At 70.8% G+C, this 13,794-nt stretch carries 11 protein-coding genes and 1 pseudogene; 2 read left to right on the top strand and 10 right to left on the bottom strand.

What is annotated here, in order from left to right:
• Positions 1 to 31 precede the first annotated feature (31 nt).
• From ACFY6U_RS05860 to ACFY6U_RS05840, 5 genes are all read right to left on the bottom strand, one after another.
• Positions 32 to 592, bottom strand: a complete 561-nt coding sequence (locus ACFY6U_RS05860; RefSeq protein WP_390035291.1) for a SigE family RNA polymerase sigma factor — start codon at positions 590 to 592, stop codon at positions 32 to 34.
• Positions 567 to 1,553, bottom strand: coding sequence for a hypothetical protein (locus ACFY6U_RS05855; protein WP_390035290.1), 987 nt, complete (start codon positions 1,551 to 1,553; stop codon positions 567 to 569). The genes ACFY6U_RS05860 and ACFY6U_RS05855 overlap by 26 nt, the downstream gene beginning before the upstream one ends.
• 86 nt (positions 1,554 to 1,639) lie before the next feature.
• Entirely contained in the window at positions 1,640 to 2,044 is a 405-nt protein-coding gene (locus ACFY6U_RS05850) for a hypothetical protein (RefSeq protein ID WP_390035289.1), read from the bottom strand.
• Between the two features lie 43 nt (positions 2,045 to 2,087).
• On the bottom strand, positions 2,088 to 3,089 hold the full coding sequence (locus ACFY6U_RS05845; protein WP_390035288.1) for a peptidoglycan-binding protein: 1,002 nt from the start codon (positions 3,087 to 3,089) through the stop codon (positions 2,088 to 2,090).
• Positions 3,090 to 3,097: 8 nt separating this feature from the next.
• Entirely contained in the window at positions 3,098 to 3,244 is a 147-nt protein-coding gene (locus ACFY6U_RS05840; RefSeq protein WP_390035287.1) for a hypothetical protein, read from the bottom strand.
• 320 nt (positions 3,245 to 3,564) lie between these two features.
• Between ACFY6U_RS05840 and ACFY6U_RS05835 the strand changes: the two genes are divergently transcribed.
• Entirely contained in the window at positions 3,565 to 7,362 is a 3,798-nt protein-coding gene (locus ACFY6U_RS05835) for a DNA-binding protein (protein WP_390035286.1), read from the top strand.
• Positions 7,363 to 7,771: 409 nt separating this feature from the next.
• On the opposite strand, the gene ACFY6U_RS05830 is transcribed toward ACFY6U_RS05835, so the two are convergent.
• From ACFY6U_RS05830 to ACFY6U_RS05810, 5 genes and pseudogenes are all read right to left on the bottom strand, one after another.
• The gene (locus ACFY6U_RS05830) at positions 7,772 to 9,001 is read right to left on the bottom strand and encodes an IS701 family transposase (RefSeq protein WP_390035285.1); all 1,230 of its coding nucleotides are present in this window, start codon (positions 8,999 to 9,001) and stop codon (positions 7,772 to 7,774) included.
• A gap of 360 nt (positions 9,002 to 9,361) precedes the next feature.
• The gene (locus ACFY6U_RS05825) at positions 9,362 to 10,381 is read right to left on the bottom strand and encodes an NADPH:quinone reductase (protein ID WP_390035284.1); all 1,020 of its coding nucleotides are present in this window, start codon (positions 10,379 to 10,381) and stop codon (positions 9,362 to 9,364) included.
• A 105-nt stretch (positions 10,382 to 10,486) separates the two neighbouring features.
• Complete coding sequence (locus ACFY6U_RS05820) at positions 10,487 to 11,380, bottom strand: aldo/keto reductase (protein ID WP_390035283.1); 894 nt, start codon at positions 11,378 to 11,380, stop codon at positions 10,487 to 10,489.
• Positions 11,377 to 11,934 carry a TetR/AcrR family transcriptional regulator gene (locus ACFY6U_RS05815; protein WP_390035282.1) on the bottom strand — a complete coding sequence of 186 codons (558 nt, stop codon included), beginning with the start codon at positions 11,932 to 11,934 and terminating at the stop codon, positions 11,377 to 11,379. Before ACFY6U_RS05815 ends, ACFY6U_RS05820 begins: the two co-directional genes overlap by 4 nt.
• Positions 11,935 to 12,277: 343 nt before the next feature.
• Positions 12,278 to 12,434: pseudogene (locus ACFY6U_RS05810) on the bottom strand (IS110 family transposase); the annotation flags it as partial.
• Between the two features lie 193 nt (positions 12,435 to 12,627).
• On the opposite strand from ACFY6U_RS05810, the gene ACFY6U_RS05805 reads away from it, so the two are divergent.
• Entirely contained in the window at positions 12,628 to 13,707 is a 1,080-nt protein-coding gene (locus ACFY6U_RS05805; protein ID WP_390035281.1) for a PEP/pyruvate-binding domain-containing protein, read from the top strand.
• Positions 13,708 to 13,794 lie beyond the last annotated feature (87 nt).

Raw genomic sequence — 13,794 nt, 5'->3', positions numbered from 1 at the left:
TGGGCGGCGGGGACGCGGTGCGTCCCGCGGATCATCGCGGCCCGCGGCCGGCTGCTGGGCGTCCGTGGCCGGCGGCTGCCGCCGAAGCGGGGTCGCGGCGCTGCAACTCCTCGCGGAGCCGGGCGAGGGAACGGTACAGAGTGCTCTTGACCGTTCCGGGCGCCATGCCGAGGGCGGAGGCCGTCTCTTCGGTGGACATCCGCTCCCAGTACCGCAGCACCACGACACTGCGCTGGTGCGGCGCCAGCACGCGCATGACGTCCAACAGCAGCGCGCGGTCGGCGTGCTGGGCGGCGGAGTCCTCCACGCATGCGTCCGGCAGTTGCGGGAAGGGGAGCTCCTGGAGTTTCCGGGCCCGCCACCACTCCGTGCGGGTGTTGATCATGACGCGGCGCAGATAGGCGTCCGCGAGCTGCTTGTCCGCTATGCGATCCCACCGGCGGTAGGTGCGTAACAGTGCGGTCTGCAGCAGATCCTGGGCCTCGAGCGGGTCGCCGACCAGGCGCCGGGCGCTGCGCAGCAGAGCGTCCTGCCGCGTACGGACGTACTCCTCGAAGTCGAGTACCTCACCTCGGTTTTTGTACGTGTTCATCGTGCTTCGCTCCGTCGTGAGTGGAAGGGCGAGCCGGGTCTCGGAAGAGCGCGGCTGTGTCAGCTGCCGACGTACTGGTGAGGACCTGCCGGGCCCGCGTCAGGTACTGGTTGCGGGCGGCGGCGATGGCGCGGAACTGGCGGGCGTGCCGGGCAATGGCTTCGTTCTGCAGCGCGGTCTCGGTCCGCCACCAGGTCCGGACCAGGCCGGTGAGCTGCTTGCACGCGACGTCGGCCCGGGCGGTGGCGATTTCGGCACGGCGCGCAAGTCTGGTGTTCCAGCGGGGATCGTCGGCTGCGGTTGCCGGGTCGGCGTAGTGGAAACCACGCCGGCGCATGCAGGTGCTCCAGCGACGGCCGGCGGTGGTGACTGCGGGCGACTGGCGTGCGAGGTCGTAGCTGGTGGTGGTGATCTGGTTGAGCAGGTCCCAGGGGACGTCCGGTACCCGTGCCAGCAGACGCGTGTGGGCCTGGGAGCGGCAACCCGGCCGGTGCGGGGTGCCGTAAGCGGCGGCTCGTTGGCGGGGGCTGAGCCCGGCGTCGCGTGCGGCGCTCTGTTGCTCGCGCCGGGACAGGTCGGGGTCGGGAAGCTCGTGATACCCGTATCGCGCGGCGACTTGGGGCTCGATGGGGCCGTACCGCAGTCTGTTCGGGGTGAACGGCGACGGGTGGCGTGTCAGCTGGGGCCACTTCAGGTGCAGGCGCGCCATGCACGCGGCGGTGAGCTGGTCCTCCGCGGACAGGATCAATGTCGTCTGCGGTGTGTCGAGGGTGTAGTCGTCGACGGGGAGGAGCAGGGATTTCGCCTCCTGGTCGGCTGCGGGCACGGCCGGGGAGAGCGGGCGGCGGCTGCCGGACACGGTGGGGAGCTGATGCAGGCAGGCCAGCGCGAGGACGGCGGCGGCAAGTATCGCGGCGAGAGCGGCGAGAGCGGCGAGAGCGGCGATGCGGCGGTGACGCACGGCTGGCCTCCTGGGGCGTCGAGGAGAGCGGCGCCCCGCCGCACGGTGACGGCGGGGCAACCGCGGGTCGCACAGGTGCGGAGGGCTCAGCACTCCTGCCTGAGCGAGCGGGCCGCGTCGTTTCCGACCGCGTCGTTGCTCAGGTTCGGGTCCTTGGTGTGCGGGTAGGAGCGCGTGCTCACGCCGTGGAAGTTCTTCTTGCGGAAGAGGCTCCAGTAGCAGCCGCCGGTGTTCTTCACCGAGGTGATCTGCTCGTCCACCTTCGACCCGTTGTCGAACTTGTTGTTGGACAGGTCCTTGTCGGAGGAGCAGAACCTCTTCCAGCCGCCCCGGTAGCCGGCGTCGCGGTAGGTGTGCAGCGGCCCGTTGCAGGAGGACGCGGAGAGGCTGCTGACCCGGCCGTGGACGGCGGGCGCGGGAGCTGCGGCGATGACGCCCCAACTGAGCGTGACTGTGGTGACCGCGATGGCGGCGTGCCTGGCAAGGCGCATGTGATCTCCCTGGACTGATGGATGTGGTGCCGTCTGGGCTCGGTCAGAAGGCGTTGGCGTTGAGGGCCTTCTGGAGCTGGGTGGTGGTGCTGGTGTCCCAGGTGTCCTGGGGGGTGAGGCCGAGGTGCTTGTTGAGGGCGGTGACGGTGTTGGGTCCGGTGACGCCGTCGGCGGTGACCTGCAGGTAGGTCTGCAGGGCCGTGACGGTCAGCGGACCGAAGGCGCCGTCGACGTCCAGCCCGGCCGCCGTCCTGCTGTTGAGGGCGCGTTGCAGGGCGGCGCAGGTGGCGGGCCCGAACTGGCCGTCCACGGCGAGCGGTGCGGGGGCGGCGACGAGGGCCTTGGGCTTGATGACGCCGCTGTGGCCGGCGAGGGCGGCCTTCATCATGGCGGCGGTGTGGGGCCCGTACTCACCGTCCACGGTCAGCTTGTGCTTCGACTGGAAGGTGCGCAGCGCCTGGTCGGTGGCGGGACCGAACTGGCCGTCGACGGTGAGGCCGGCCCTCTGCACGGTGTTCAGGTTCTTCTGCAGGGTCTTGACCGCCTGACCGGTGGAGCCCTTGCGGAGGATGCCGTCGTGGCTGGGCATGGGGGCGGCGCCGTCGTAGGCGGGGCGGCCGTAGCCGACCACGCAGGCGCGGCCGCGGACCCGGCGGCGGAAGGCGTCGGAGGTGTTGCCCTCCAGGGTGGTGATGGTGCCGTTGGAGTGGACGGCCTCCACCAGGCCGACGTGGTCGATGCCGCTGATGGAGCGGCCGCCGGAGAAGTCGAAGAAGACGACGTCGCCGGGGCGGATGCCGCCGAGGCCGTAGTGCCAGCGGCCGTGGCTCTGGAAGGCGCGGGCGTGGGCGGTGGTCAGGGCGAACTTGCCCATGACGGCCGTGAGGTTGTCGGAGTGGGCGGCCTCGTAGCTGATGGACATGTCGCACCACGGGCCGGAGAAGCCGTACCACGAGGTGATGAGGTTGTGGTTCGAGCCGGGCGGGTGCTCGGTGGTGCCCAGCAGCTTGCGGGCGGCGGCGATCATTGCGTTCGCGGTTCCCATGGCAGGTGTCAGAGCTCCATGTCGTCGGGGAGTGCGTCGAGGTCGGAGGTGACCTCGTGGGAGGGGTCCTGGCTGACGCCGGTCTGGTCGGGGTCGATGTCGAAGACACCCGCCCCGCCCTGCGGGTAAGGCGGCGTCTGCTCGTGCTCGCTCATGAACACTGGCTCCTTCATTGCTTCACTCGGTGGTGGGTCGCCTTGCCCCGTGCTTGTGCCGGAGTTCCGTCGAGCCGTCCGACAACTGATGCCGGGCCTTTGCGACCGCCGTGCAGCACCGAGTCCAGCGGGCCGGCCATTGAATGGGCAGCCGGTTCTGCCGCCCTGAACAATGGCCGCGCCGCAGGCCACGGCCAGGCGCTGCGGCAGTGGCCAAAGCAGACGCCCTCGGATTGCACTCCTGCCACGAGGTTGCGTACCTTGTCCGGCCTCGCGCCGCGTCCACGGGGGAAGCGGGCGGCTGGAGGGGGGAGCTGGCGATGGCGGGACGTCCTGAGAGCCCACTCGATCCCACCACTGGGCCGGTGGCGCGGTTCGCGGCCGAGTTACGCAAACTCCGGGCCGAGGCCGGGAGCCCGACCTACCGGGTGATGGCGCAGCGCGCGGGCCAAGGGACAAGCACCCTGTCGCAGGCCGCCGGCGGCGAGCGGCTGCCGACCCTGCCCGTCGTGCTGGCCTATGTCAGGGCGTGCAGCGGTGATCCGGAGGAGTGGGAGGAGCGTTGGCGGCAGGCGGCCGCTGAAGCAGCGGCGCAGCCCCGCGCCGAAGATGAGGACGTCGAGCCTCCGTACCGGGGTCTGGCCCGGTTCGAGCCGGGCGACACCAATCTGTTCTTCGGCCGCGACGAGCTCACCGACCGCCTGGCCGAGCTGACCCGCTCCCGTCGGTTCACCGCCGTGTTCGGCCCCTCAGGCAGCGGCAAGTCCTCCCTACTGCGTGCCGGCCTCATTCCCCGCCTCCGCAACCCTGACCCGGCCGCCCCACAGCCGGCCGCGCTGCGCGTCCTCACTCCTGGCGAGCACCCCCTGCGCACCCATGAGCCTCGGCTGGCCCCGAAGGACGGCACCGGGGACACGTGGCTGATCGTGGACCAGTTCGAAGAGCTCTACACCCTCTGCACCGACCCGGCCGAACGCGACCAGTTCATCGACCGCCTCCTGACCGCCACCGATCCCGGGAGCAGACTGCGCGTCGTCATCGCCGTACGCGCCGACTTCCTCGGCCGCTGCGCCGAACACCCTCGGTTGACCGCCGCCCTGCAGGACGGCACCGTGCTCGCCGGGCCGATGAGCAGCGACGAACTACGCCAGGCCATCGTCAAACCCGCACAGGCCACAGGGCTGATCGTGGAACGCGGACTGACGACGCACATTCTCAACGAGGTCGAAGGGGAACCCGGGGCCCTGCCGCTCATGTCGCATGCACTGCTGGAAACCTGGCGGCGCCGCAAGGGCCGAGCCCTCACTCTCGAGGCCTACGAGTCCCTCGGCGGCCTGCACGGTGCCATCACCCGCACCGCCGAAGACATCTACGACCGGCTCACGCCAGACCAGGCCGACCTCGCGCGTCGGATCCTGCTGCGCCTGGTCACCCCGGGAGACGGCGCACCCGACACCCGCAGACCCGTCCGCCGCGAGGAGTTCGGCTTCGGCGAGGCCACCGACACCACGACGGTCATCGAGCAGCTGGCCCGTGCCCGACTGCTCACTCTCGACGGCGAGCAGGTCGACCTGGCTCACGAGGCACTCATCAGTGCCTGGCCTCGTCTTCGGAGTTGGATCGATACCGATCGTGAGCGGCTGCGTGCCCATCGACGGCTGACGGAGGCCGCCGCTGCCTGGGACGCGCTGGACCGCGATCCCGGTGCTCTGTACCGGGGCACGCTCCTGGCCGCCACGGAAGAGGCGATCCCCGCCCAGGATCGGGAAGCGGTCCTGACGGCCCCGGAGGGCGCGTTCCTCTCCGCAAGCCTGCAGGCCCGGCGCCGCGAGCGCGCTCGCCCGCGCATCCTGGCCACCGTGGTGTCCGTCCTGGTCGCGCTGGCCCTGACGGCAGGAGTGATCGCCTGGCAGCAGAACCAGACCAGCACCGTGCAGCGCACCCAGGCAACCGCCCGCAGGGTCGCCGCCCTCGCGGACAGCCTGCGTTACACCGACCCGGTCACGGCCATGCGGCTCAGCGTCGCCGCCTGGCGGATCGCCGACACGCTCGAGACGCGCTCGGGCCTCATCGGTGCCCTGGCCCAGAAGGAACAGGACACTTTCGCGCCCTCCGGCGACGACGTCAGCCAGTACTTCATGACCCCCGACACCCGCACCCTGGTCGCCACCAGTGGCGACCGCGTGGTGCGCTGGGACGTCAGGACGCACCGCAGGACCGGCACTTTCCGCGGCCTGGGGGAGGACGACATGTACGACGTTCAGGACGTGAGCCCCGACGGGCGCTACCTCCTGATGCTGGGCACGGACGCTCGCGTATGGGACATCGTCGCGGGCCGGTACGCCGGGGCCGCCATCCCCCTGCACACCGTCAGCTCCGGGGGGTTCGACCCCGGCGGGCACACGTTCGACGTCACCGACAGCTCCGGCGACATCAACCGCGTCCAGGTATGGGACTGGCGACGGCACCGGCTGCTGTTCGAGCGGCAGGGCCGGCAAGTCCAGGGCGTGACCATCAGCCCCGACCACCGCTTGGCCACTGTATGTGAGACGGGTCGGCCGATGCAGGTGTGGGATCTGGTTCGGCACCGTACCCTGCCCACGCCCGGCGGACCCAAGGGCACCGACATGGGGTGCTCCGCCCTCTTCAGCCCCGACAGCCACCAGATCGTCGCGGCCATGCCCGAGGGAGGACTACGTCTGTGGAACCTCCGGCCTGACGCCTCCGGCCCGCACAAGGGCTACGACATCCCCACCAGCTTCGGTGACGACGCCGGCGCCGGCTACACCGACATCGCGGACATGTCCTTCAGCCGGGACGGCCGTTTCCTTGCGACCGCCAATGACCAGGAGATCCGGCTGTGGCGGCTGTCGGCAGACGCATCCGGCCCCGTCTTCCGCTACTCGCTGCCGTCCGGCGGCGACAAACGTCTGGGTCTCCTGGGGCCTCTCGGCGTGGATCCGGACGGCCACACGATCCGCTACATGACACAGTCCGGAGAGGACTCCGTCACGGGAACCACGGTGCGCACTCTGTCGGTGCGTGACGCCACCGCCCCTGTGTGGCGTGACGAACAACGGCAACGGGCCCAGTTCAGCCCGGACGGCCGGACGCTGGCCACCACGTGGCGCAGCGGACACATGAGCCGCTTCCGCCTGACGGACGCCCGCACCGGCCGCACCCAGGTGGACCTGCCGGGCATACCGTGCCCCGTAAACCCGGACGAGCCGGGAGACGGTCCTCAGGACTGCGGAGAGCTGATGGCCTTCAGCTCCGACGGCAGCACCTTCGCCTACACGGCCAGCACCGGCGAGGACTCCGGCACCACACAGCGCGCCGGCGTGTGGGACGTACGCGCCCGCCGCGCCCGCGCGACCGTCGACCTGGGCCGCCCCACCAACGCCCGGGGCGTCGTCAGCGCCATCGCTCTCGGCCCGGATGGCCGAACCCTGCTGATCTCCCGGCTGACGGACGACTACCACATCGAGTCCTGGGACATCGGACACGGTGTCAGAACCGGAAGGCCGCTCACCGGCGGAGGAGAGGTACTCGCCGTCCGCCCCGACGGCACGTCCGTCGCCACCTCGGACGGACACATCGGCGATCTGGCATCGCGGCGCCTCACCAGCCGACGCCTCGCACCGGACACGACCGCGGCGCTCGCCTTCAGCCCGGACAGCCGCTACCTGGCCGCCGGCGACCAGTCCGGCCGGGTGACCCTCTGGGACGGCGAAGCCACGCATCGGCTCGCGGTACTGGCGGGCAGTTTCACCGACGCCCGGCAGGACTCCGGCGCAACCGTTCGGTCCCTGGCCTTCTCTTCCGACAGCCGCACCCTCGCCGTAGGAGGCGACGACGGCACCCTCCAGCTGTGGGACGTCCCTTCCGGCCAACGGCTGGGCTCAGCGCTGCCCACGGCCGACGAACCGATCCTCTCCGTGGGATTCGACGAGGACGGCAGAACGTTGCGTACGTCAGGCTTGTACGTGCCGCTGTACGCCTATCCCACCGACCTGCCCTCCCTCGCGGCGCGAATCTGCCGCCGTGCCGGGCACGGATTCACTCACACCGAGTGGAATGGCTACGTCCCGGAACTGCCCTACCGCAACATCTGCTGACGGGGCGCCAGAAGTCAGTCACGTCCGGTGCGAGCGGACCGCTGCGACACCATGGACGGCCAACGCCATGTGACCTGCAGGAAGCGCATCCAACGGTAGGCACCCAGCCCTGATCGGGCCCGAGCTCATCAGTTGACGGCGCATGGGCTTGGGCTTGTGCAGCCGGCTGCCGTGACAAATCATTACGCAGCTCCTCACTTGCCGGAGGGAAGAGGGGCGAGCCCGTGGCATGGGCGGGAACCGCTCCGGACGATGACTGACCTGCCGGACGGCGGACGCGATGTAGGGCGCCTGGTAGTGCTTCGTCAGGTTCTGGTTCTGCTGGTCTGCAGGGGTCGGCCGCAGGTGGTGCAGGTGCCGGTCCAGCACCTCAGCAGGTCCTGAGGGACGTCGAGGACCTGGTGGAGGCTCAGGCCGGCATCCGGGCTTTTGGGTCGAGCCGCCGCAGGGTGAGGAAGGCCTGGGCGGCGGTGACGAGGGTGACGTCGTGGTGCCGGCCGCGCCAGGTGCTGCCCTCGAAGTGGTCCAGGCCCAGGCCGTGTTTGAGTTCGCGGTAGTCGTGCTCGATCCGCCGGCGCATCTTCGCCCACCGCACCAGGTCAGCGACCGGGGTGGTGGCAGGCAGGTCGGTCATCCAGTAGCCGGTCGGCTCCTCGGCATCTTCGGGCTGCTCGACCAGCAGCGTCTTCAACGGCAGCACCCCGTCCCACCGGCTGCGTCCGCCGGCCTGTTCCTGGGCGGTGCGGCAGGCTTCCTTGCCCGACGGCCTCACCTGAAGCACGGCAAAGCGCGAGGTCACCACACCCTTGCTGCCCTGCCGCCAGGTGACTTCCTCGAACGCGGCGGCCTCTCCAACGAGGTCTGGCAGCGGGCGAGGCGCCTGGCGGTATCGGGGCAGTGTCGGAGGGCCGAGCCCGCCGTAAGAGGGTTGATACGGCTCTGCGTCGGCGGGCCGCGCGATCTCTTTGGGCTCGCCGGCCATGACGTAGGACCAGCCGCGTTCCTCCAGAGCAAGCCGGAAGCAGACACTGCGGCCGTAGCCTGCATCGGCCACGACCAGCGGCACGGCCAGGCCTTGTTCGGCGAGCCGGTCCAGCAGTCCCAGCGCCAGACGGGTCCTGGAGGCATGCCCGACCTCCTCAGGTATCCCGGCACGCCGGCGCCTGTGATGGTCGCCGGCCCGTTCGTCAGGCAGGAACAGTTCCCACTCCAGCGGGCAGGAGGCCGTGTCGGTGGCCGCGTGCACGCTTACCGCGACCTGGCAGCTCGCCCGCTTGCCCAACGCCCCGCTGTACTGGCGGGCCACCCCGACCGAGGCGGTGCCGCACTTGGGAGACGACACATCGTCGACCACCCACACCTCAGGACGAATTGCCTCGCACAACCGCTCGGCGATCCGCCGCCGCACCGGCAGCGGATCCCACGGCGACTGGTTCACGAACTGCTGCAGGGCCTGCATGTTCCCGTCCGGCAGCCGCTCGGCCATCGGCTGGATCGACTTCCGCCGGCCGTTCAGCGTCAGACCCCGCGGATAACACTCACCCCACCGCCGCTGATGCCGCCGCGGCAACGACCCGAACACATCCGCAACGAACTCCGCCAACTCGCCCCGGAGCTGTTCCACATCCCCCAACCTCACACCACGAAGATGCCCACCACCAGCCGAGATCACTCGAAGTAACGAAGCACTACCAGTCGCCGGAGGATGCCCCCGAGGGGGGCGCGCTGTCCGCGCCGAGGCGCTCCAGCTCGACCTGGAGGCCCTCGACGATTGTCATCAGCTATCGGGTGTCAGGTTCGTGCCAGAACGCTTTTCGGGCTTCGTCCGTGGTGCAAGCGTCCCGAGTGGCTCGAGCCCTCCGGGCCGTGGCGTCCAACCCGGCGGCGACCGCCTCCGCCGCTCGTCGTCGGAGTGCTGATGCCGGGTCCACGGGACGGACGCGGCTTGTCGACGGCGGGGCGACTATGGCGCCGTGTTCCCACGGCGGTCGGCTGGGTGTCATGACGTGACGTCCACCAGGACCTTGCCGACGGCTCCGTTCTCCACCGCCCGGTGCGCGTCGGCGGTGCGGTCGAGCGGGAAGCGGAGCAGCGGCAGGCCGTACTCCTCGCCGACCGGCAGCGCGCCGTCGCGGGCTGCGGCGGCTACGTCGTCGACTGCCGCGGCGTGTGCTTCCGGACCGGCTGTGTAGAGCACCAGGAACTGCAGGCGTGCGTTCAGCACCATGCTCTGCCGCACGTCCAATTCGACCGGCTTGCCGCCGTCGTTGGCGTAGGCCGAGATCGTGCCGCGTGTCCGCAGCACGGCCAGGTCCAGAGCGAGGTTGGTGCCGAGCGCCACCTCGGCGACGATGTCGACGCCGTCCGGGGCGATCTTGCGGATCTCTGCGGCCGGGTCACCCTCGCGATAGTTGAGCACGTGGTGGGCCCTCGCGGCGGTGGCCAGCCGGGCCTTCTCCGGGCTGCTGACCGTGCTGATCACGGTGGCGCCGGCCCACCGGGCGAGCTGGATCACCGCATGCCCGACCGCTCCGGCACCGCCTGCGGCGAGCACCACCCTGCCGTCGAGCGCCCCGGGCCGCAGACGGCGCGGCCCGTCCTCGGCGACGGTGAGCGCGCGGTGCGCGGTCAGCGCGGGGACGCCGAGTGAGGCGCCGACGTCGAAGCCGACCTCGTCGGGCAGCGGCACGGCCCGCTCGGCGGGCACGACGGTGAACTCGGCGGCGGTGCCGGTGGGCCGCCCCGCGGCGGCCAAGAACAGCCAGACCCGCTGACCGACCCGGCTCCGGTCGATCCCCTCACCGACGGCGTCGATCGTGCCGGCGCCGTCGAGGTGCGGGGTGACCTCGGAGAAGGGCCGGGGGTGGGCAGCGCGGGAGCGGGTCTGCCAGTCGGTCGGGTTGACCCCGGACACGGCGACCCGGACGCGTACCTCGCCGGGGCCGGGCGCGGGCAGGTCGCGGTCGACGAGCCGAAGAACGTCGGGGCCGCCGGCGTCGCGGTACATGATGGCCTTCATGATTCGTCCTCAGAACCTGGTGAAGAAGGGGTTCCCGGTGCGGCCGGGAGTTTCGTCGGGGTGTCCGGTGGCGTGTGGTCGCGCCCAGAGCCCCGTGGGCTCCGGTCAGCCGATGGGGACCTCGTTGGAACGGGACTCGACGGCATCGAGTGCGGCGCGGGCCGCGGCGTCGAGGGTGACCTCACCGGCGCCCATGTTGGCTTCCAGGTGGGCGGGGTCGGCGGTGCCGGGGATGAGCAGCACGTTCGGGGCGTGGTGCAGCAACCAGGCGAGGCCGACCTGAGTGGTTGTGACGCCCAGGGACTCGGCCACCGCGTGCACCGCCGGCTCGGCGGTCGCCTTGGGCAGGCCCGGGAAGGCCCCTCCGAGCGGGAAGTACGGCACCCAGGCGATGCCCTCGGCCACGCTCAGTTCCAGCATGTCCTCGTCGTCGCGGGAGACGAGACTGTAGGCGTTCTGCACGCAGACGATGCCCGCCGGCAGGGCGCGGCGCAGGACGTCGAGAGTGACGCTGCTCAGGCCGATCGCACCGATCTTGCCCTCGTCGCGCAGAGCGGTCATCACCGCGAGCTGGTCGTCGAGGTCGACCACCTGGTCGCCCTCGGGACGCAGCCCGGGGCCGGAGTCGAGGCGGCGGAGGTTGACCACCTGGAGTCGGTCGACGCCGAGGCTGCGCAGGTTGTCCTCGACGCTGGCGCGGAGCTGCTCGGGCCGCTGCGCGAGACGCAGCGGCGGGTGACCGCCGGGGTTGGGGTCGGCGCCGACCTTTGTGACGACCAGGACGTCGTCCTCGGGGCGCAGTGCCTCGCGGATCACGTCGTTGGCGAAACCGAAGCCGTAGAACTCGGCGGTGTCCATATGGTCGACGCCCAGCTCGACCGCCTGTCGCAGCAGCGCGACGGCTTCGCCGCGGCGGTCGCGCAGGCGCTCCAGCTGCAGCGCACCGTAGCCGATCCGGGAAACGGTGCGGCCGGCGAACGAAGCGGTGGGAGTGGTCATGGCGCTGTCTCCTCGGGCAGTGACCGCAAGGCGGTGTACAGCAGTTCGGCCTGATAGAGCGCCATCACCCGGTGGGCGATCGGGGTGGCGCTCTCCCGGGCCTCGGCCGGCTCGTGGTGCTCGACCTTGACCAGCCACGCAGTGACGCAGTCGTGCAGCATCGCGCGCATCCGGTCGGTCATGTCGACGACGATGTCGCGGATGGCCGGGTTGGTGGTCGCCTCGCCCCAGGTCTGTACGGCGAGCCGGGCCCTGACGGGGTCGATCGCCGCGACGAGGCGGGCGAGCAGTTCGTCGGGGTCCGGCGGGGCGTCGCTCGCGGCGTGCTCGCCGAGGACCTTGGCGCGATCGGCGAGATCTCCGCGGGCGACTGCCTGGACCAGGTCGGCCTTGTTGCGGTAGTGCGCGTAGATCGAGCCGGCCGAGAGGCCGGACTCGGCGATGATGTCGGCGATCGACGTCCGCTCCAGGCCGTTGCGACCGAAGCAGCGGACAGCGGCCTCGGCGATCTGGGCGCGCCGGAGTTCCTTGCGCGCGTCGGTGAGTCGCGGCACCACACCCTCCTCACAAAAAGAATCTCTGTTCTGCTTGTGGGGAGACACTAGCAGAATGGCTGTTTCTTTTGTGATGGAGCGGGTCGCGCACGAACAGTCCGGTCCTGACGACGGAGCCGGTTCGCGACGGTTTGCCAGGCGGACCGTGGCGGGTCAGTGCGCTGTTTCGGAGTGGCCACTGATCAGGTGACGCGGGCGGTGTGCGCACCGCACGAGACTCCCGTGCCGTTGGGGGTGGTGTTCGAAGTCTCAGCCCACAAGCACAGGAGCCGCGGTGGTTCCGTATGCAGCCGCCCTCGACCTGCCCCACGGCCTGGTCGAGTGAGTCTCCATGATGGTGCCAAGCCGATTGGGTGGCTGGCGGGGTGGGCGTGAAGTGCCTCTTGTCACGGGAGCATGGCCCAGAGGACGTCGACTCGGCGGCGTGCTAGGGCGAGCAGTGCCTGGGTGTGGGTCAGTCCGTCGGCGCGCTTTTCGAGGTAGTAGTCCCGGGACGCAGGATGTCGCAGCGCCGCCCGCAGTTCCGACGCCGTCCGCACCGCGGCACCCGCCGGGCGCCATGACCCGCTGCGGGAGGGCACTGGGCGTCATAGGCTGACGTTCAGGGGGCTGGCTGTGCCTTCGTGGAACGGGGCACGGCCGGAATGGCCTGGCGGCCCTGCGGTGACGTCCGTGGCAGGGAGTGAGAGGCCCGTGAACTCTCCGTACACCCTCGCGTTCGACAACTCTGCCGAGGCCGGGACGAGCAGGCTCGGCGGCAAGTGCGCCGCGCTCATCGTGATGACCCGGGCCGGTGCTCCGGTGCCGCCCGGGTTCGTGGTGACCATGGATGCCTTCGAGGCGCTGCTCGACCGCGGCGGGTTGCGCCGGGCCGTCGACGCAGCCCTTGCCGGGCTCGTCGCCGATCCGGGTGCTGTGGCGGCGCGCGCCGCCGAGATCCGCTGCATGGTGATTGACCAGCCCGTGCCCTCACCGGTCGCGTCGGCGGTGACGGCGGCGTACGAGGAGCTCTGCCGGGCCGTCGGCTGCCCGGATGTCGCGGTGGCCGTCCGGTCGAGCGCCGAACTGGAGGACCTGACCGAGGCGAGCTGCGCCGGGCAGTACGACACGTTCCTGTGGATCCGGGGTGCCGATGCCGTGCTCGGGGCCGTTCGGCGTTGCTGGGCGAGCCTGTGGACCGACCGCGCAATCATCTACCGCGTGGCTTGGGGGCTGCCGCAGCGGGGGCTGCGCATGGCGGTCGCAGTGCAGCAGATGGTCGATGCCCGTACCTCCGGCGTCGCCGTGACCGTCAACCCGGCTGACGGCGACCCTTCGAAGATACGGGTGGAGGCGATCTGGGGACTGGGGCAGCTCATGGTGTCCGGCGAGGTGACCCCGGACGCCTACCTGGTGGACAAGGTACTGCTCAGCACGGTGCGGACGACGGTGTCGCCGAAGCACCAGGAACTGGTTCCCGCCCCCGACGGGCAGGGGCTCGCACGGCGGGTGGTCGAGGAGGGCCGTCAGCAGGTCCCCTGCCTGGCCCAGGGGGAGGTCGTGGAGATCGCCCGCCTGGCCAAGACCGCCGAGCGGCAATACGGCTGCCCGCAGGACATCGAGTGGGCCGTCGACAAGCACCCGAAGGGCTCCACGGATACGGGCGCCACCGTGAGACTGCTCCAGACACGGCCCGAGACGGTCTGGAGCAGTCGGCCGAGGACACCTGCCCGGGCCGGCCACGGAGCCGGCGTCTCCAGCATCCTCGACACCCTCCTTCGCCGTGGGAGGTAGCCGACATGCCCCCTCGGCTCGGCCGCCGTCGAAAGACTCGTCCACGCCGAGTCGGCATCGCCCTCCTGCGAGCCCTGTAAGGAGCAC

It is taken from the genome of Streptomyces sp. NPDC013157, assembly GCF_042899865.1.
In the GTDB taxonomy this organism is placed as follows: Bacteria; Actinomycetota; Actinomycetes; order Streptomycetales; family Streptomycetaceae; genus Streptomyces.
Note: the sequence above shows the minus strand (reverse complement) of the source record. Positions and strands in the feature narration are given on the sequence as shown.